Origin of the sequence: Rhodococcus sp. IEGM 1408 (genome assembly GCF_033142235.1) — a bacterium.
Lineage (GTDB): Bacteria > Actinomycetota > Actinomycetes > Mycobacteriales > Mycobacteriaceae > Dietzia.
This window is the reverse complement of record NZ_JAWLRW010000015.1, coordinates 1-19,692: the sequence shown is the minus strand read 5'-3', so window position 1 is coordinate 19,692 and position 19,692 is coordinate 1. Positions and strand designations below refer to the sequence as shown.

Here is a 19,692-nt window from a genome sequence, read left to right as displayed (position 1 = left end):
GAGCAACCGTAGCCAGAGCTAACGGCGAGGGCCCTCGAGCTGCGCTACACCCGCAGAGGGCTGGCCGGATTCCAAGCGAGCACAACAGGGGCGGACTTCACATGAGAAACCTGGTCATTGATTCGTGGGAGCGGTCGGCTGCTGCTGGCGTCAACGCCGAAGCAACCGAAGTTCCGTTCCTGTTCGAACGGACTGAATTGCTCGAACAACGAGAGCAACATGCCCTGTCAACCGTATTCCCCCTGCTCTTCGATGTGCTGGGCAGAGCCGCTGAAGCGTGTGAAAGCGTCATGGCCATTGGTGACGCAGATGGCGTTCTACTGTGGGTATGCGGAGACCGCGACACCGTTCGAAGAGCCGAAAGCATCCGATTCGTCGAGGGTTCACAATGGGACGAGACATCGGTGGGCACCAACGCCCCGGGCACCGCACTCCGGCTTGATTCAGCAGTGCAAATCAGTGCGTCTGAGCATTTTGTCATCGAGAACAAGAAGTGGTCGTGTGCATCGGCCCCGATCCACGACCCACTCACCGGCAGAGTTATCGGCGTCGTGGATGTCACAGGAGGGAAAGAGGTCGAATCACCCCAGACACTCGCAATGACGAGAGCGGCTGCACGCATGGCGGAAGCGGAAATCGGCAGATTGATGATGGTCCAAGGCATCCGCCACGGTGGGCTCCTCGTGCCCTCACCGGTACAAAATGTGCTACGCCTGACGGCTCTTGGGCGACCGGACTGCCAAGTAGAGATGCCTAACGGGACTCTCAGGCTGTCTCGCCGGCACAGTGACATCGTGAGCGTCCTCGCCGACCATCCAGAAGGAATGTCCGGCGAGCAACTCGCCCTCGCCGTGTACGAGTACGACGTTCAGCCCTCGACGCTTCGTGCTGAAATGGTGAGGTTGAGGTCACTTCTTGGACCCAACGCACTTGAATCGCGACCCTATCGACTATGCGTCGAAACGCGATCCGACTGGATTGATGTGGCTAACGCGGTCGAAGAACACCGACTCAGGGACGCGGTGATGCTGTACCGAGGACCCTTGCTGCCGAACTCGGAGGCCCCGGGCGTCAACGAACAACGAGATCGCCTCGAACGCCAGCTTCGCAGCGCGATTATGGCGTCCAATGACCCTGACCTCTTGACGGCATGGACGCGATCCCGCTGGGGGTGTGAGGACCTTGAAATGTGGGAGCATCTTTTGCGATTGCTGCCGGCGTCGTCACCGCTGCGCATGATGGCGATCGGCGAAGTCCAGAGGCTCAGGATCGAGTTCGGCATCCCCCAGTTGAAGGCCCCCAGGGATTTCAGACTGCGCAGTGTGTGACCACTACGTCGCGTTTGACGGTCCTCTAACGAAACCTTCCCGTTGAGCGGATCGACCAGCCCGCGACCCTGGTCGCAGACATACAAGTCATGACGCGCGAGCCAGTTGCACGAAGCGCGGCTGAACACGACTACCGTCTCTCATCTCCTTGAGCATGAGAGGCGCGGGGCCAGGCACCTTAGAAGTCTCTCCCCATGGTAAAATACCTCTCATGACCTGACGCAGGTTGCGCATCCTATAACGATCGGTTTTGGGACACACCCGGTGCCAGCGTGTTTCGCCAGGCCACCAGGGTCCGAAAACTCGTGTCGATTTTGATCGACACCTTGACGCCGGGCCGACCACAAGCGGAATCGACGCCTGAGGCTTGCCAGGAATGTGATTGGACCTAATTTCTCCGATTGGTCCATAATGTCACTCAGCATTGACGGCATCACTATAGGGGGAAGCAATGGCACAGCATTTTCAGATGCGGTACATCGATGATATCGACGGTTCTGACCTGGGAGACGAGGCGAACACTCTCTTCTTCGCATTCGATGGAAAAGAATATTCGATCGACCTCAGCGACGAGAACGCTGACACGTTCCGTGAGCTCATGGCGCCGTACATCGAGGCCGGCCAGCGGGTGACCGGAAAGTCCAAGTCTGCGCGCAAGGCCACGACCAAAACCGCATCCGGAGACACCAAGGCGATTCGCGACTGGGCTCGCGCCAATGGCCACGACGTCTCTGACCGCGGCCGCATTCCCGCCTCAGTGATGGAAGCGTACGCAGCCGCCAACTAGTTCGGCAGCACGGCGCCGACCAAGGTAATCACTGGCCGGATTGCCGTGCTCGCAAGGTGGCCGGGTTCGCTCAGCATCTTTCCAGCCACCAATGCAGTCGTGCGCACACGTACTATCACCGAGACGTCGCCATGTGGCCCCGTCACGCTTGATCCAAGTGCCGTCAAGGAGGGCACTGCCGTCCTCGCCGAACGCGGCTGTGCACATCCCGGAGACTGTGGGCCCGCGCCGCCCCTGGCAGTTGCCCTCCGTGCGCCCGCCGAGCGGTGACGTTCGCGAACCCGCTCCGGACTACTTGGTCCTAGCCGCGTCCGTTCTGGTTATTGCGGCTACACCGGATTGTGTCCAGGTGCCAAGAGGCCAGGCTGATCGTTCCGGAAACTCTCTCCAGGGTGGCTCTGGTGATCCGAGCTCTGCCGGCTACGCGTGGCCCCATCCCCAGCGCCTGGAGCCCATCCTCGGCCGTGTACGGCCAGGCGTGAAGTACGCCATTACGCATGTCGATAGCAGGTTGTCCGTAGGTGCGGTACCACTCCTCGAACGCTTCAATCCGGGAATCTCCCTGTGCTCGGGCGGCTTTGATCACTTCGTTCGCCAGCGCTCCCGTCGACCAGGATAGTGCCCCGTGGGGTGGTGGGATTCGGATCGGCGTCTGGTCAGGCGCAGTGATCAACGAGTCCTGATTGAGTGTAGTCGCTACCGCTGTTGAGGGCTTGCTGCTTGGCGGCGATGACGCGCCGCAGCTCGGCCATTGAGGTCTCTGAGAGATAGCGGCGACCGACTTGCCACTCGTCGTGTTGGTCGATCACCACCGAGGTCGCCAGCCTCAGGAACGCCGCGGGATTGGGGAAGATCTCCACGACATCGGCGCGGCGCTTGATCTCTTTGTTCAGGCGTTCGATCGGGTTGTTGGACCAGACCTTCTGCCAATGCGCCTGCGGGAATGCGGTGAACGCCAGCACGTCGGTCTTGGCCTCCCTCATCATCGCGGTGGCCTTGGGGAACGAGGCGGCGAAGGTGTCGGTGACCTGGTCCCACTGCTCGGCCACGTCGGCGGGGTCGGTGTGGGCGAAGATCGTCTTGACCGCCGCCGTCACCGCCGGAGCGTGCTTGGAGGCGACCGCTCCGTGCAGGTTGCGCATGAAATGCACCCGGCAGCGTTGCCACGCAGCCCCCACGAACTGCTGCGCCACGGCCCCTTTCAGGCCCGCGTGGGCATCGGAGATGACCAGGTGCACCCCGGTGAGCCTGCGGGCCTTGAGCGAGCGTAGGAAGTCCGACCAGAACTCGTACGATTCGCTATCCCCGACGGCGGTGCCGAGCACCTCACGCGTGCCGTCCACGGAGACCCCGGTGGCCACGACCATGGCGTGGGAGACCACGTGCGCACCGATGCGGACCTTGCAGAAGGTGGCGTCGGCGAACACGTACGGGAACTGGGTGTGCGCCAGGGTGCGGGTGCGAAACGCCTCGACCTCGGTATCGAGGTCGGCGCAGATGCGGGAGACCTCGGACTTGGAGATACCAGTGTCGACTCCCAGTGCGCGAACCAGGTCGTCGACCCCGCGCGTGGATACGCCGTGCACGTAGGCCTGCATGATCACCGCGTACAGGGCCCGATCGATCCGCCGGCGACGCTCGAGCAGTGCCGGGAAGAACGAGCCCGAGCGCAGCTTGGGGATGCGGGCCTCGATGTCTCCGACCGGGGTCGAGATCGTCTTGGTGCGGTGGCCGTTGCGGTGGGTCGTTCGGTCCTCGGCGCGCTCGTAGCGGTCGGCACCGATCTTGGTGGCGGCTTCGGCCTCGATTAGTGCCTGCAGGCCGGCGCGGACCAGTTCGGCGAACATCGCCTGCGGATCAGCGGTCAGCAGTGCATCGAGCTGGGCGTGTACGCCAGAATGGGAATGGGTCATCGCGTGGTGTGTCCTTACTGTGAGCTACTTGGCGGTAACTCATTGACCACTACGCGATGGCCCACCCCCTTGGCGGGCCGCCACTCCGTCACCAGCCGAAACCCCGGTCCCCAAACCCCACCACTCCACGGGACTTACCCTTCAATCACCGTCGTCGCCGCAGCATTCTGCAGCGCCGTCTCGACGAGCTCGGTGCGCATGTGATCGGCGATCGACCAGCCCACGACCTTCTTGGAGTAGCAGTCGATCACGGTCGCCAGGTACACGAACCCCTGCCACGTGTGGAGGTACGTAATATCTCCGACGAACTTGACGCCGGCGCGATCGGCGGTGAAGTCGCGTTCGACAAGGTCAGGCATGTCGGCCGCAGCCGCGGCATCGGCCTCGGTGGTCACCCGAAATGGTCTCGGTTGGCAGGCAATAAGGCCCTCAGAACGCATGATCTGCCGCACCAGCTCCGGGGAGCACTCGGTGCCCTCGTCGACCAGGTCGGCGTGGATCCGCCGGTACCCGTATGTGGCGTCGGTGGCGGCGAAGAAGTGCCTCACCCTGGCCGTCAGCGCCTGTCTGCGGGCAGCTGTGGCCGAGGTCGGGCGCGAGAGCCAGTTGTAGAACCCCGAGGTCGAGACGGCCAGCCAGGCGCACATCTTGTAGAGCGGGTTGGTCTCGGCGGGGTCGTTCCTGCAGGAGTCGATGTACTCGTATCGGCTCACGGTCGCTGCTCCCGCGCGAAGTAAGCCGCTGCTTTTTTCAGGAACGCCGTCTCAGCGCGGAGCTCGGAGTTCTCCCGCTCCAACTCCTTGAGTCGCGCCCGCTCATCGAGCGTCACCTCGGTCTCCGTGCCGCCGTGGGTCTCGCGGTACTTGTTCAACCAGTTCCGCAACGTCTCGGGGCCGACGCCGTAGGCCACGGCGACGTCCTTGATCGTCTTCGAGGTCGTGATGACCTCCTGGCACAGCTCATCCTTGAACTCCTGGCTGAACCGCCTGCGTGATGCACTCACTGCTGGATCTCATTTCGGTAGGCCCCTCACTTTAGGAGGGTCCACCGTCCGAGATCACCGCAGCAGGCCAGTGAGGTGTGCTATCGACAATTCGTGCAGTGCGAAGCCGCGCAAATCGTCAACTTGTCGGAAGACGACTCCCAGGGTGGCCCACCCACCTCAGCAAACACCTTCGGAACGCCGAACACCGACCTACACGTGATCCTGTCCCCAAACCGACATATCAGGGTGTACGCGGACAACAAGCCCCAGAGAAGGGGCCGCTGCCGCGTCATGGGCGGGCTGTGTCAGCCCATGACGCCGCGCAGCGACCCCTCCGCTCGAGTCTCGTGCCCCGAATCCGTGGTGTCAGGCGGGGAGCTTGGAAGCCAGGACGTCGAGCTTCTCGATCGTGGGTTCGGAGAACAACGTGCCGGCGTTTTCGCCGAGCGCTACCGCCACGGGTCCGGACAGGTGGGCGTCACGTCCGGCGTCGTCCGGAAAGACGTCGAAGATCCCGAACGAGGTCGGCCCGAGGCGGATCGCGAACCACGCGGTGGTGGCCTGCTCTCCCTCGACAAGCCCACGGCCGCTGTCAAGGAAGTCCCTCACCTCGTCCTCCTTCCCGGGCAACGCGTCGAACCTGACCAGCAGTCCCTTTGTCACACTCATGACGACACCTCTTCCTGTGCTTCTTCCTGTACCGAAGTGCCCGCGATTTGGGACACGATCGCGTCGCAGAACGCCGACAGATCATCGGGCGAGCGGCTTGTGATGAGATTCTTGTCGACCACCACGTCCTGGTCAACGACGTCGGCGCCGGCGTTGCGCAGGTCCGTGCGGATGCTCGGGAAGGACGTCAGGGTGCGACCAGTGACCACACCGGCCTCGATCAACGTCCAAGGCCCGTGACAGATCGCCGCCACTGGCTTACCGCTCTCGACGAAGTCGCGGACGAAGGCGACAGCGTCTTGTTCGACCCGGAGCTTGTCGGGGTTCACCGTCCCGCCCGGAAGCACCAAGGCGTCGTAGTCGGCCACCGAGGCCTCGGCCACCAGCCCGTCGACGCTGAACGTCCCCGCCGGATCCAGATCGTTATCGCGGGCCTGGATCTCGCCCTCGCCGACCGAGAGGATCTCTGTCCGGGCTCCGGCCCGGTCCAGTGCCTCGCGGGGTTGCTCGAGCTCGACGCGTTCGACCCCGTCCGCGGCGAGGATCGCGACTCTCCTGCCCTGCAGATCTGCTGCCACGTCAGTTCGCCTTCTTTCCGCTGGACATACCTGGCTTGATGAGGACCTTGGTCCAGCCCTCGGACCTGGCGTCGAAGTTCCTGTAGGCGTCGGCGGCCTCTTCCAGCGAGATCTCGTGGGAGACGATCCAGGACGGCTTCGCCTTGTCAGCCGCGATCAGGTCGCGGAGCCGGCGGTTGTACTTCTTGACCGGGCACTGACCGTTGCCCATGGTCTGCCCCTTGAACCAGTGGGTGCCGAAGTCGATGGCCGCCTTGCCCTGCTTGGCCAAGTCGTCCTTGGCACCTGGATCCTGGGGGACGAACACGCCGACGGTGCCGATTCCGCCGGTGAAGCGCACCGCGTTGATGAGCATGTTCAAGGTGGCAGCCGTGTCTTCGTTGCCCTGAGGATCATGGGCCTGATAGCCCACGCACTCGCAGCCACGGTCGGCTCCGAGCCCCATCGTCTCGTCCAGCACCGCCTGCACCGGGTCAGTCTTGGAGTCGTCGATGGCGATTGCTCCGATCTGCTCGGCCAGCGCGAGCCGGTCGGGGTGGCGATCGACCACCATGACCTTCGCAGCCCCCTTGATCGTCGCGGACAGGGCAGCCATCAGCCCCACCGGTCCGGCCCCGGCGATCACGACGCTGTCGCCCGGGATCACACCGGCCATCTCGGTGGCGTGGTAACCGGTGGGGAAGATGTCGGAGAGCATGACGTAGTCGTTCTCCTTCTCCTGCGCATCCTCACCCAGGCGCAGCGCGTTGTGGTCGCCGAAGGGGACCCGGAGCAGCTCCGCTTGGCCTCCGCCGTACGAGCCCATGTCTGCAAATCCGTATGCCGCACCGGCGGCCGACGGGTCAGGCTGCGTGGTCAGGCAGTAATTCGTGAGACCGCGCTCGCAGTTCTTGCAGAACCCGCACGAGATGTTGAAGGGCAGCACGACCCGGTCGCCCACCTTGACCTTCTCCACGCCCTGACCGACCTCCACCACCTCCCCCATGTTCTCGTGGCCGAACGTGCGGCCCTGCTCGAAGGAGGTACGGCCCTCATACATGTGAAGGTCCGAGCCGCAGATATTGGTCGTTGTCACCTTGACCAGCACATCGGTGGGACGTTCGATCTTCGCGTCCGGAACATCCGTGACCGCGACATCTCTGGGCCCCTGATAGACGACAGCCTTCATGGCGAGTCTCCAATGGTTGTGCTTGGCAAACCTCTGACTTCCTCACACTCACACGGGGACGATGCCGCGTCAACTGAATGGAGGCCATCAGGCAACTTTTCACGCCGCCCAACAGACGCCACCACCGCAACCGCCCCAGACAGGGCAACCGCTCGAGGCAGGGTCTGATGCACGAGTAGGTGACATCTGATCTGGCTTGCCCTGCGAGGCGGGCCTGGAAGGATGCCAGCTGTGCCTAAGCCCTATCCCCAGGAGTTCCGCGACGACGTGGTCCGCGTCGCCCAGAACCGCGAAGACGGTGTGACGCTCGAGCAGATCGCCGCTGACTTCGGGATCCACCCCATGACGTTGCAGAAGTGGATTCGCAAGGCCGACGTGGAGGCCGGGATCAAGCCTGGCACAACCTCCGCGGAGTCCCAGGAACTGCGCGAGGCCAAACGCCGCGTTCGGCTGCTGGAGCAGGAGAACGAGGTCCTGCGCCGCGCGGCGGCGTACCTATCCCAGGCGAATTTGCCGGGAAAAGGTGGTACCCGCCCGCGTGGGAGCTCGCCGCTGACGGGATCCCCGTCGCGGTAACGTGCCGGGTACTTGAAATTGCTCGTCAGCCCTACTACCGGTGGCTCAAGAACCCGGTCACCGATGCCGAACTAGCCGAGGCCTACCGGGCCAACGCTCTATTCGATGCCCACCGTGAGGACCCGGAGTTCGGCTACCGCTACCTCGCCGATGAAGCCGAGACCGCAGGCGAGAGGATGTGCCGGCGGACGGCGTGGCGGATCTGCTCCGCCGGCGGCTGGACCAGCGCCATCAGCAAGAAAGGCCGGGGTCGGCACCGTAAGGCCGGCCCGCCAGTGCACGACGATCTCGTCGAGCGGGACTTCACCGCCCAGGGCCCGAACGAGCTGTGGCTGACCGACATCACCGAGCACTGGACGGCCGAAGGGAAGCTGTACCTCTGCGCGGTCAAGGACGTCTACTCGGGGCGAATCGTCGGGTATTCGATCGACTCGAGAATGAAATCCCGCCTGGCCGTGACTGCCCTGAACAACGCCGTTGCCAGGCGAGGCAACGTCACCGGCTGCGTCCTCCACAGCGATAGAGGATCGCAATTTCGCTCGAAGAAGATGCAAATGGCAATCACCCGTCACGGGCTGATCGGCTCGATGGGCCGGGTCGGTGCGTGCGGCGACAACGCAGCCATGGAGAGTTTCTTCTCGCTCCTGCAAAACAACGTCCTCAACCGACACGCCTGGGCCACCAGAGACGAGCTCCGAGCGGCTATCGTGCACTGGATCGAACGCACCTACCACCGCCGTAGACGGCAGGACCGCCTCGGACGATTGACCCCCGTCGAATACGAGACAATCATGACCCACGAGGCCGCTCAGGCCGCGTGACTAACCGTGTCACCTATCCGTGCATCAGCCCCAAGATCGTCACCGATTGCGCGGTCAGGCGGACTCGCAGCAGCTGGCTGGAGATGGTGTACGGCACCGAGTAGTACTGAGAGTCGCAGGAGACGTGGTAGTTCCGGCCGACTTTGAGCTGCTTTCACTCGACTGTTGCGAACGCGTCGTAGGGCAGGGCGGCCAGCAGTGGGTATTCGTCGGATTCGAACCGCTCCCACCGGGTGGTGCCGTCAGCCCGACGGATGGCGGTGTTGATCTCGCCGACGCGCTCGTTGATTGCGGCGTTCAGAGCCTCGACGGTGGTCCCGCGACGTCTGACGACTTAGGAGCGCACTTCCTGGGTTCGTGTGCCTCGGCGGCTGGCTTCGAGGGCTGAGGTGAGCGTTCGAGCGTCGTAGCTACCCAGCAACCGTCGGCCGTCTACGAAGAACGTCGGGGTAGCGTGCGCCCCGCTTGCATCGGCGCTTTCGAGATCCCGCTCCACACGGGCACGCACGGCGGCACTATCGAGGTCAGCCGTGAACTGGGCGACATCCAGGCCCAGCTCTTCGGCGTAGTGGATCAGATCTTCGCGCTCGAGCGCATCTTGCCGCGTGAAGACGAAGTCCAGCCACGGCCAGAACATCCCCTGATTCGATGCCGCCTCCGACGCTCGTGCGGCTATGGGGCCGTGAGGGTGATGTGGCAGCTGGCGAACGACATACCGGAGATCGTCTCCGAACCGGCTGCGAAGGTCCTCCCAGGAACCCGTTGCGTGCGCGCAATAGACGCATTCGAAGTCGATGTACTCGACGAGCGTGAGCTGGGCGTCCTCTGGTCCGCGGATGTGGTCGACTTCAGGATCAACGGGTGGTGTGAGCACCATCGGCAGATCTGCCGTCTCCTCTCCCCAGCGTTTCGCAGCAACCCAGAAAATCAGCCAACCAAGCGCGGTAGCGAGCACCATCGCGACCAACACGCCGACGGTCGCTTGCCGACCCAGGTCGGACGTCGAGCCGAACGCGAGGCCGATCACCAGGAGCGACACGGTGAACCCGATCCCCGAAAGCGCCGCGCCGCCAAACACGCTGCCCATCCCGACACCCTCGGGTAGCCGACCGGCTCCAATCTTCACAGCGACGAAGGTGGCGAGACCGATTCCGAGAAGTTTGCCGAGCACGAGACCCACGATGACTCCCCACGTCACGGAGGACTGGAAGGAATCGACGAGCAGGCCGCCGCGCAGGTCGACGCCAGCGTTCGCGAGGGCGAAGATCGGGACGATGACGAGCGCGGTCGGCATGCGCAAGACCTCGTGCATGCGTTCATTTACCGAGATACCTCGCGCCAAGCCTCGATCGACTGCGCGGGCCGATGCCGCGCTCGGCGACTGCCAGAAGTCTCGGAACAGCTGACGAGCCGCGACCACCTTGTGCCGACGCGTCGGGTAGGCGGGGATAAGGAGTCCTGCGACCATGCCCGCGAGGGAGGCGTGGACTCCGGAATCAACGGTCGCGAACCAGAGCACAATGACAATCAGCACGTACGGTGTGGCGCTCCATTGCCGCGAACGACCCAGAAGCCACAACCCGGCGAGGCAGGCAACTGCGATCAGCAGCGGAACGAGCCGGATCTCGTCGCTGTAGACAAAGCCGATGATGGAGACGGCGAGGAAGTCATCGACGACGGTGAGGGTGAGTAGGAACACCCGCAACTGGCCGGAGAGTTTCGGGCCGACTAGCGCGAGGGCACCCAACAGGAACGCGGTGTCGGTACCGACCACCGCGCCCCATCCACCGAGCCCGTCGCCGCCCGCGGCGGCCACGATCAGGATGTAGAAAACTGCGGGCAGTGCCACGCCAGCGACGCCAGCGATCAACGCGAGACGCGCGCGGCTGGTGTCTCGGAGCGACCCGTGCGCGAACTCCTGTCGCACCTCGAGGCCAACGACAAAAAAGAAGACCACCATGAGGCCGTCGTTGATCCAGTGGTGCAGGTTCATGTGCAGTCCGAACCCGCCGACATCGAACCCGATCTCGACATCCCACAGCCCGAAATAGGCCTCGGAGAGTGGCGAGTTCGCCCAGAGCAAGGCGGCCGCTGCGACGACGACCAAGAGCACAGCCGAACCCGACTCCGTGCGAATCGTTCGCCAACTAAAGCGCCGTTCCATCTGCCGACTCGTCATGCGGGAAGCGTATCGGAACCCAAGGGCAGCGCCCGGCGGCGAAACGTGTCGACCGTGCAGCGCGCAAGGCGGAATGGAGACGAAGCGGGTTATGGGGCTCATCGCATTTGAGGGTGTAGCAGTGGTCTGAATCCTCCGGTTTCGAGGAGCGATCGGGCGATGTAGTTGGTGAGGTTGCGGAAGCCGAGGGCGGAGCCGCGGAGGTGCTCGAGGCGGCTGTTGATCGCCTCGGTCGGGCCGTTCGAAGTGCCGGGCCGGTCGAAGTAGGCGAGTACGTCGGTGGCTCGTCGTGTCAGTGTCTGCCCGAGTTTGCCGATCTCCGTGAGCGCTTGCGGGACGCGCGAGCCGATGGCATCGATGAGCGCCTGCATGAGCTGCTTCCCCTTGGCTCTGTCGGGGTCGCGGTAGGCGGTCACGAGCCGCTGATAGAACTCCGACGTGACCTCGACCGCGCTATGCCGTTCGTCGGCGAACAGCGCGTCCAGTCGCTCGCCTTGCCATTCGGTGAGGAAGCACATCCCGGTGTGCAGGGTGCGGCGGGCGCCGTAGAGCGGATCGCCCTCGCGGCCACGATGGCCGTGGATGTGCTGCTGCACGCGCCTACGGCAGTCGTCCAGCGCGTCGCCGGCGAGGCGGACGACGTGGAACGGATCCATGACCGCGACCGCGTCCGGCGCCTCTTCCGCGGCGGCGGTCTTGAAGCCGGCGAAGCCATCCATCGCCACCACCGTGAGCGCGTCCCTCCATGCTTTCGGGCGGGCCGAGAGCCACGTCTTGAACGCCTGCTTCGAGCGGCCAGGAACCATATCGAGCAGGCGTGCCGGGCCGGTCTTCTCGCGGTTCGGGGTGAGGTCCATGATGACGTCACGTAGTTGTCGCCGTGCCTGGTGTGACGCCAGACGTGCTCGCTAACGCCGAGCGTCGTTACGCCCTCCAGCCGTGCCGGGTCGTCGATCAGCAGCCGCCGCCTCTCTGCCAACACCGCATCGTTGGCCGTGTGCCAGGCCACGCCCAGCCCGGCCGCGACGCGAGCCATCGAGAGGTGGTCGATCACGATCCCCTCCAGCGCCCACCGCAGTTCACCGCGCGACAGCTTCGCTCGCGTCGGCGCCGCCGCCGTGGTGTCTTGGCGCCACGTGCGCCCGCCCGGTGAGCAGCGGTAGCGGCGCACGCGCAGCAGCAGCGTCGTCGGCTTGTGACCGAACGGCTCGTGCGCCAACCGGCGCGTCACCGTGCCTCGCGGAACGCCCTCGGCGCCGCAGCCCCGGCACCACGGGTCGGCCTCTGCCAGTCGGCACTCCAACACCGTCCGATCTGGCTCGAGGCGCTGCCCGACCACTTCTAGGCCGAGCTCGTCGAGGCGGCAGAACGTGGTCAGGTCAGGGGTCGCGAAGGTAGCGGGGAACACGTCGAGGTATCTCTAGGATGGCTGGCGTAGGAACCTCCATCCTGGGAGATCTCGGCCCCTACCCGCCGCCGACGCGCTCGACCCCGACTACACCGTCAACTGCGAAGAGCCCCATTGGGCATCTCGAGTTTGGGGAAGTCGAGGGATTCCGCACGCATGCCCTCGGGTTCGCGAATACGACGGCCCGGTTTCCGTTTGCCATTGAACTGTCCCTTTCAACGTGGCCCGAGAACTCTGGGGGAATCCCGGTGCTGATCCCACAATCTCGCGGCGCATCGGCAGGGTCTATCACGTGGCGTGCCGGGTGACTCACGTATCGTGCCAGCCCGGCGGCCAGCGATTATGGCCCGTTTGCCGATGCAGCTGTCCGAACTCAACGGACGCGGTGCGGGACGATAGGCCCATGCTCGAGGGAGAAGGTTATGCCCCTGACGTCAGCGTCGCGGCCTCGGCGAGGGCGGCGGCGAGATACGGTGCCGAAGCGCTGTTTCTCGACGCGGCGACCTCTGCTGGAGTTCCGGACGCGACCACTGTGCCGCCGTTGTCACCGGCTCCCGGCCCGAGATCGATGACGTAGTCGGCTGCGCCCACCACACGCATGTCGAGTTCCACCATCACGACCGTGTTGCCCGCATCGACGAGAGTCTGAAGGTGGGTAACTAGACGGTCTGCGTCGGCACAGTGCAATCCGGAGGTCGGCTCATCGAGCACGTACAGAGTGTCGCCACGCTGCGCTCGTTGCAGTTCGGTGGCCAGCTTCACACGCTGCGCCTCCCCACCGGAGAGCTCTGTGGCCGGCTGTCCCAAACGCAGATAACCGAGCCCGACATCGACCAGCGAGGTGAGGGAGCGCATCACGTCGTACTCGCCGGCGAAGAACTCGTGAGCCTCTTCGACGCTCATCGCGAGGATTCCCGCGATGTTGCGCCCTCGCCAGGTGATCTCCAGGGTGCTCGATTGATAGCGGGTGCCATGGCAGTCGGGACACACGGTGTAGACCGAGGGCAGGAAGAGCAGCTCGACCATCACGGAGCCTTCACCCTCACAGGTCGGGCAACGGCCGCCTGCGACATTGAAGGAGAACCGACCGGGCTTATATCCGCGTGTCCGAGCTTCCAACGTCTCGGCGAACCGGCGCCGCACATGATCGAAGAGTCCTGTGTAGGTCGCGACGTTCGAGCGGGGCGTGCGGCCGATGGGTTTCTGGTCGATGCTCACCACACGCCGGACGGTCGTGAGATCGCCCTCGACCGACCCTCCGAGTTCATCGGACTCGTCAGTGAGGAGCAGGGCGTCGGCCTCAGCGCTTTCCTCCTCGACGCGAGGGGCGTCCCCTTGCCTGGCGCCGATGAGGGCAGGCAGGACTTGACTGACAAGGCTGGACTTCCCCGACCCTGACACGCCAGTGACAGCCGTGAGCGTTCCGAGCGGCAGCGCCACAGATACGTCCCGCAGGTTGTTGCGCGTGACGTGCTCCAGCTGCAACCAGTCGTGGGCGGCACGGGGCTGGTGCGGTGGAAGGCCGCTGCCCCCGAAGATGTATCCGCGCGTCACCGACTCGTCGACCTCCGCGAGCCCGTCCGTGGGTCCGCTGTAGATCACGCGCCCGCCGCGTTCCCCGGCTCCGGGGCCGATGTCGACCAGCCAGTCCGCGTGCCGCATGACGTCGACGGAATGCTCCACGACGAAGAGGCTGTTGCCGCGCTGCTTCAGCCCGTCGAGGATACCCAGCAGCGCGGTGACGTCGTGCGGATGGAGACCGGCTGACGGTTCGTCGAGGACGTAGACAACACCGAACAGTTCCGACGTGAGCTGCGTGGCGAGTCGAAGTCGCTGTAGCTCCCCTCCGGACAGTGTCGGCGTAGTGCGACCTAGCGAGAGGTAACCGAGTCCGAGATCGATAATGGGGCGCAGCCGGTCCAGTAATTCTGCGCCCAGGCGGGCTGCCGCGGCGCGCTTCTCGACAGACTGATTCGGTGTGCGACGGACATCCGGCGCAGCGGAGTGCGCGGAGCCGCCAGCAGCAACGCGCTGCTCGACGGCTTCACGTCTAGTCGCGACGTCTACCACGGCGCCGGAGGTCTCGCCCTCGCGGTCAGACTCGGCGACGACGGACTCGAGGAGCTCAGCCAATTCACGTAGTGGCAAGGCTGAGAAGTCCGCGATATCGAGTCCTTCGAACGTCACCGTCAGTGCTTCGGGTTTGAGCCGCTTCCCATGGCACACCGGGCAGACCGCCGCGCTCATGAACTGGGCTACGCGGCGCTTCATCGACGCGCTCTTCGTGTTCGCGAAAGTGTCGAGCACGTACCGCCGCGCGCCGACGAAGGTGCCCGAGTAGCTCGGTTCGATTCCTGCTCGGATTGCCCGGCGCGCCTCGGCGAGTGTGAGTCGAGAGTGGACGGGAACGAAGGGGGTCTCGTCGGTATAGAGGATCCAGTCCCGATCCTTCTTCGGCAGATCCTTCCACGGTACGTCGACGTCGTAGCCGAGCGCGACGAGCACGTCGCGCAACTGGTGGCCGTGCCAGGCGGTCGGCCACGAGGCGATGGCGCGCTCCCGGATGGTGAGTGAGGGATCGGGAACCATCCGCTCCTCGGTCACCGCGTACACTCGCCCGATGCCGTGGCACTCGGGGCACGCGCCCTGCACGGTGTTCGCGGAGAAGTCCTCGGCGTAGAGCATCGGCTGACCGTCTGGGTATTCACCGGCTCGCGAATAGAGCATCCGAACCACACTCGACAGCGTGGTGATGCTGCCTACAGAGGAGCGCGCGCTGCGCCCTCCGCGCTGCTGCTGCAAGGCGACTGCGGGCGGCATCCCGGTGATGGAGTCGACGTCGGGGACACCCGCCTGGTCGATCAGTCGCCGCGCGTACGGGGCAACTGACTCCAAGTAGCGCCGCTGCGACTCCGCGTACAACGTGCCGAAGGCCAAGGATGACTTCCCGGATCCGGACACGCCCGTGAACACAACCATCGCGTCTCGCGGAACCGTGAGATCGACGTCCTTGAGGTTGTGTTCGCGGGCACCACGCACCCGGACATCGGGCTGGACGTGGGTGGACACTGAGGAAAGGTGATCCATTTCGGAACAGTACCAAGCGGGTCTCGTGGTAAGCAGGTTCATCGACCGTGGGAGGCAAGATGATGCGGCTGTCTACCGGCTCTTCCGGATTTGGAGTGCGTGGTTGGGGTTCGCCGGTGATGCGGTGAGGCACCAGATGTAGGGGTCCTGGGGCGTGTGAAGATGCAAGTTCCTACACCAGCACTTCGCATCCCCAGGACCCGCTTTGAGCGCTACCGCCAGCCTGCTCGCCGACACCATCTGCCGCACGGTCGAGCTCGGGGTGACGATCACCGACGCCGCGGTGGCTGACGAGTTCACGCACCTGTTCTGCGCCCCGGTCACACTGGACCCGATCTGCCCCGGGTGCGGGATGGCGGGGTGCCTGCGCGACCACGTCGAGCGGAAGGTGACCGATCTGCCGATCGTCGGTCACCCCACCAGACTGCATGTGCGGGTACCGCGCTTCACCTGCGACAACATCGAATGCGAGACGCGCATCTTCCAGCAGCGGATGCCGGCGTTGGCCGAGCCGAGGGCCAAGACCACGCGTCGCTGCAGCCGCTGGATTCTGCAGCGTCTGGCGGTCGACCGCACCAGCGTGTCCGCGGTCGCGAAGGCCCTCGGGCTGGGGTGGGATCTAGTCAATGACCTGGCAGCCTCTGAGACCCGAGCCATGGTCTACGACCAGCCCGGAGATTTCGACGGCGTCCGTGTCCTCGGGGTCGATGAACACAAGTGGAAGCACGTGCGCGGTGACGGCAGCAGCTCGTTCGTCACCGTGCTGGTGGACCTGACCCCGGTCGTTGACGGCACCGGCCCGTCTCGCCTGTTGGACATGGTCCCGGGGCGTTCGGCGAAGGTGCTCACCGAGTGGCTCGACGCCCGTGACCGGGTGTTTCGAGACCGAGTCAAGGTGGTCACGATGGACGGGTTCGCCGGCTACCACGCCGCCGCCGCCAAGGCCGTGCCGGCAGGACGGACGGTGATGGACCCCTTCCACGTCGTGCACCTGGCCGCCGACAAGCTCACCGTGTGCCGCCAACGCGTCCAGCAGGCCACTACCGGGCACCGGGGCCGCACGGGCGATCCGCTGTACGGGATCCGCCGCATCCTGCGCACCCGAGCCGAGCTGCTGACCGACAAGCAGAAGGTGCGCCTGTTCAGAGCGTTCACCGCCAACGATGCGCACGCGGCGGGCTAGGTCACGTACGGCGTCTACCAGCGACTCATCGCCGCCTACGAAGCCTCCGGCAAGCGGGAGGGCAAGATCGCGATGTACAAGCTCCTCAAGTCGATCCGGGCCGGTGTACCCGCCGAACTCCCGGAGCTCGCGCAGCTCGGCCGGTCACTGTGGAAACGGCATCGCGAGATCCTCGCCTACTTCGACGTGGGCGCCTGCAGGCGGCCCGGTCGAGGCCATCAATGGCCGCCTCGAACACCTCCGCGGAATCGCCCTGGGCTTCCGAAACCTCGGGGCACTACATCTTGCGGCCACTGATCCACTCCGGCCAGCTTCAGGACCGGATCAATGCACTCTAAATCCGGAAGGGCCCGTGTGGCCTCGCGCAGCTCACGCGATTCGGCCGACGTGGTGCCGGGTTTGATCCCGGCTTCCACGTCGGCCTTGCGGATCCACATGTTCAGGGTCATCGGGTGGATACCGAAGTCGGCAGCGATCTGTTCGAGAGTCGCACCGTCTTCACGGTTCCGGGCGACGCGGACAACGTCGTCGCGGAACTCCTGGGGGATAGGGCTTGGGCACAGCTGGCATCCTTCCAGCCCGCCCGGCAGGGCAAGTCAGATCAGATGTCACCTGCCCGTGCACCAGCCCCTGGTTTCCCCTTCACTCGCGGAGACCGTTTACAGCGAGCTTCAACTTGCCGATCTAGTCCACGCCACCCTGACCCTAGATGGTCAGTTCGACTTCATTCTGACTGCGCGTGGCCGTGTAGAAGCCAACCGGATGCGCGAAAGCTACCGCTCTTCACTTGCGCAAAGGCGGGTCCTGGAGTGGTTGGCGGCCCATCCCGAGACATCTCCAGAAGCGCTGATAAAAAGTGAGAACGCTGCGGACTTCACCGGGTCGCTCTCCGAGCGAGAGGTCAGTCTGGCAGTCGAGGAACTCGAGTCAGGCGGCTACCTCGAGGGGACCAAAGCCTGGGGTGGATCAATGATCCGAGCGCGTCTGACCGCAGCGGGCCAGCGACTCCTTAGAAACCAGATGAGTCTCGACCAGGTTCAACTGTCCGGAGGAATGACGACTATGAACGTTTCGGCTGACAACTATGGAACCCAACATATTGGGAACCAGGCGATTGGCGGACAGGGCCACTCAATGACTGCCCATATCGGCTCTGAGGTGTCGGTAGAGGACATCCTCGCGGCGCTGAGCCAGTTCCGGAATCACGTTGAAGACGCGGACCTGCCGGCGGACGAGAAACAAGATCTGCTCGAGGAGATTGGGGCGATCGAGAGCCGCGGACCTAGGCGTGGCCTTGAGTGGGTCAGGGCTCAGCTCAATGCGTTGAGCACCGCTGTCTCAGGCACGCTGGGGTCGGAGAGCGCAGAACTGCTTGTACGCATGATCTCGGAGTCGTAAAGCTCTCCGACACTTCGCGACCTTCCCAGCAGTCTAGCTACGGCGTAACACGAGTGGCCCCTTCGCCAGCTCTCTGGAGAGCCCGATAGAGCGTCGATCGGCCCACTCCGAGGTCTCGGGCGATCGCCGACGGCCCCTCCCCCGCTTCGACGCGGGCACGGGCCTTGTCGATCTGCTCGTCAGTCAGGACGCGCTTGCGCCCCTTGTACTTACCTTTCGACTTGGCGATGGCGATGCCCTCAGCCTGGCGTTCGCGAATGATGGCCCGCTCGAACTCGGCGAACGCCCCCAGCAGCGAGAGCATCAGATCCGCTCGCGGATCCTGGGCGCCGGCAGCGTAGGTGGCCCGCTCATGGACGAACACCACGCTCGCGCCCTTCGCAGTGATCTCGCCGACGATCTGCTTGAGATCAACCAGAGAACGGGCAAGCCGATCCATCGACGCGACCACCAGCTCATCACCATCTCGCAGGTACCTGATGCACTCGGCGAGCTTCACGCGATCAGCGCGAGAGCGGGCGGACTGCTTTTCCACATAGATGCGGTCGCACTCCCCCACCGCCTCGAGCTGACGCGCCTCGTTCTGATCCGCGGTCGATACCCGCACGTACGCCACCCGCTGCCCACGAGGACGCGAGGCCCGGCGAGCCGGCATCGGATCCGGCTTTGGCTGCGACTTCCGCTCGATGATGTTCTCCGAGTCCGTCGACTCCACCCGAAAGTTCCAGCCCAACTCGTCGCGGCGACGGAACCGAGTCCGCACGCTCCCGCGGCTGACGATGAGCACCTCCTCGCCACCATCACCCGAACGGTTCAAGAGCGTCCCGATCCGATCAGCCATCGAAAGACCCCTTCGCCCGGAATCTGTACCAATAGATCTTAGACCCAACGGGAATACGTTTCATAAGTATCGAACCTGATCCTGTGACACAGCAGCGATGGTATGACTCTCAACTTCGTTTGGCGGGATTTCGCAGCATTGTTTGGCGGTGTTGACGCCCGATCGTCGATGAGATAATTGGGAAATGGAACCGTGGACGGCCGAGCGAAGGGGCGTAGTGACGCTCCCAAGTGGTCGACTCGTGCGCGGCCGCGGCCTGCGAAACGGTCCCATTGGCGACGATGACGCACCCGACTTCGGGCTCTACCTCACATTGCGTCTGCACCAGGAGGACTGGCAGTCGCAGTGGGTCGCGTGGCCGGACTTTCGTCTACCCAGAGAACCATTGGACGCAATGACCGCCCTCCGAAATGCCTACGATCGATCCTTGACTGAGAGAGTGGAAATCGCTTGCGACGGGGGCACAGGGCGAACAGGAACAGCTCTGGCCATCCTTGCCCGATACGACGGCTTACCGGCCGACGAGGCCGTGGCGTGGGTCCGCACTGCTTACAGACGTCGTGCGGTTGAAACCCCCTGGCAGCGCAAGTTTGTGCGTGAGGCTCAACTGGCACTCTGACCCGGAAACGATCGTTTTTGCTACAAGTGAGCCCGAGTCTGCCGGAATTGGATACGCCGAGGTGGGCGGAAGCCTGGTCTGTAGCGGAACCCAGTCCCGGAATCTGTGTTTCTGATCTACCCACCAGCGACGGGTATTGCTACATTTATCGG

General features: G+C 64.3%; 12 protein-coding genes and 4 pseudogenes. 6 read left to right on the top strand and 10 right to left on the bottom strand.

The genetic code is table 11. The features are described 5' to 3' along the window. Positions 1 to 101 precede the first annotated feature (101 nt). Together R4P08_RS17130 and R4P08_RS17125 are read left to right on the top strand one after the other, a co-directional pair. Positions 102 to 1,328 carry a GAF domain-containing protein gene (locus tag R4P08_RS17130; RefSeq protein ID WP_317815079.1) on the top strand — a complete coding sequence of 409 codons (1,227 nt, stop codon included), beginning with the start codon at positions 102 to 104 and terminating at the stop codon, positions 1,326 to 1,328. A 451-nt stretch (positions 1,329 to 1,779) separates the two neighbouring features. Further along, positions 1,780 to 2,115: an Lsr2 family protein gene (locus R4P08_RS17125; protein ID WP_317815078.1), complete on the top strand. Its 336-nt coding sequence runs from the start codon at positions 1,780 to 1,782 to the stop codon at positions 2,113 to 2,115. 656 nt (positions 2,116 to 2,771) lie between these two features. On the opposite strand, the gene R4P08_RS17120 is transcribed toward R4P08_RS17125, so the two are convergent. From R4P08_RS17120 to R4P08_RS17100, 5 genes and pseudogenes are all read right to left on the bottom strand, one after another. Continuing rightward, positions 2,772 to 4,028 (bottom strand): IS256 family transposase, encoded by a 1,257-nt coding sequence (locus R4P08_RS17120; RefSeq protein ID WP_317815077.1) that lies wholly within the window; start codon positions 4,026 to 4,028, stop codon positions 2,772 to 2,774. Between the two features lie 140 nt (positions 4,029 to 4,168). Further along, positions 4,169 to 5,031: pseudogene (locus R4P08_RS17115) on the bottom strand (IS3 family transposase); the annotation flags it as partial. 348 nt (positions 5,032 to 5,379) lie between these two features. Then, positions 5,380 to 5,682, bottom strand: coding sequence for a putative quinol monooxygenase (locus R4P08_RS17110; protein WP_110473072.1), 303 nt, complete (start codon positions 5,680 to 5,682; stop codon positions 5,380 to 5,382). Then, positions 5,679 to 6,260, bottom strand: a complete 582-nt coding sequence (locus R4P08_RS17105; protein WP_317815076.1) for a type 1 glutamine amidotransferase domain-containing protein — start codon at positions 6,258 to 6,260, stop codon at positions 5,679 to 5,681. The genes R4P08_RS17110 and R4P08_RS17105 overlap by 4 nt, the downstream gene beginning before the upstream one ends. Before the next feature lies 1 nt (position 6,261). Beyond that, positions 6,262 to 7,428 carry a glutathione-independent formaldehyde dehydrogenase gene (locus R4P08_RS17100; RefSeq protein ID WP_317815075.1) on the bottom strand — a complete coding sequence of 389 codons (1,167 nt, stop codon included), beginning with the start codon at positions 7,426 to 7,428 and terminating at the stop codon, positions 6,262 to 6,264. Positions 7,429 to 7,659: 231 nt separating this feature from the next. Here R4P08_RS17100 and R4P08_RS17095 point away from each other — a divergent pair. After that, positions 7,660 to 8,825 (top strand): IS3 family transposase gene (locus tag R4P08_RS17095; protein WP_317815074.1). Its coding sequence is split into 2 segments (ribosomal slippage): positions 7,660 to 7,944 and positions 7,947 to 8,825, totalling 1,164 coding nucleotides; the frame shifts between segments, so codons are not numbered across the junction. A gap of 13 nt (positions 8,826 to 8,838) precedes the next feature. On the opposite strand, the pseudogene R4P08_RS18575 reads toward R4P08_RS17095, so the two are convergent. The 4 genes and pseudogenes from R4P08_RS18575 to R4P08_RS17080 form a co-directional block, all read right to left on the bottom strand. Continuing rightward, positions 8,839 to 8,964: pseudogene (locus R4P08_RS18575) on the bottom strand (Mu transposase domain-containing protein); the annotation flags it as partial. 195 nt (positions 8,965 to 9,159) lie between these two features. Beyond that, complete coding sequence (nhaA, locus tag R4P08_RS17090) at positions 9,160 to 10,989, bottom strand: Na+/H+ antiporter NhaA (RefSeq protein WP_411741235.1); 1,830 nt, start codon at positions 10,987 to 10,989, stop codon at positions 9,160 to 9,162. Positions 10,990 to 11,102: 113 nt separating this feature from the next. Beyond that, positions 11,103 to 12,412: pseudogene (locus R4P08_RS17085) on the bottom strand (ISL3 family transposase). Positions 12,413 to 12,832: 420 nt separating this feature from the next. Beyond that, positions 12,833 to 15,499: an excinuclease ABC subunit UvrA gene (locus R4P08_RS17080; protein ID WP_317815072.1), complete on the bottom strand. Its 2,667-nt coding sequence runs from the start codon at positions 15,497 to 15,499 to the stop codon at positions 12,833 to 12,835. Positions 15,500 to 15,704: 205 nt separating this feature from the next. Between R4P08_RS17080 and R4P08_RS17075 the strand changes: the two are divergent. Continuing rightward, positions 15,705 to 17,020: pseudogene (locus R4P08_RS17075) on the top strand (ISL3 family transposase). A gap of 280 nt (positions 17,021 to 17,300) precedes the next feature. Next, positions 17,301 to 18,080, top strand: a complete 780-nt coding sequence (locus R4P08_RS17070) for a hypothetical protein (protein WP_317815071.1) — start codon at positions 17,301 to 17,303, stop codon at positions 18,078 to 18,080. Positions 18,081 to 18,117: 37 nt separating this feature from the next. Here R4P08_RS17070 and R4P08_RS17065 read toward each other — a convergent pair whose 3' ends face one another. Next, on the bottom strand, positions 18,118 to 18,921 hold the full coding sequence (locus R4P08_RS17065) for a recombinase family protein (RefSeq protein WP_317815070.1): 804 nt from the start codon (positions 18,919 to 18,921) through the stop codon (positions 18,118 to 18,120). A gap of 184 nt (positions 18,922 to 19,105) precedes the next feature. On the opposite strand from R4P08_RS17065, the gene R4P08_RS17060 reads away from it, so the two are divergent. Then, a complete protein-coding gene (locus tag R4P08_RS17060) occupies positions 19,106 to 19,540 on the top strand; it encodes a protein-tyrosine phosphatase family protein (RefSeq protein WP_317815069.1) in 435 nt (144 codons plus the stop codon). Positions 19,541 to 19,692 lie beyond the last annotated feature (152 nt).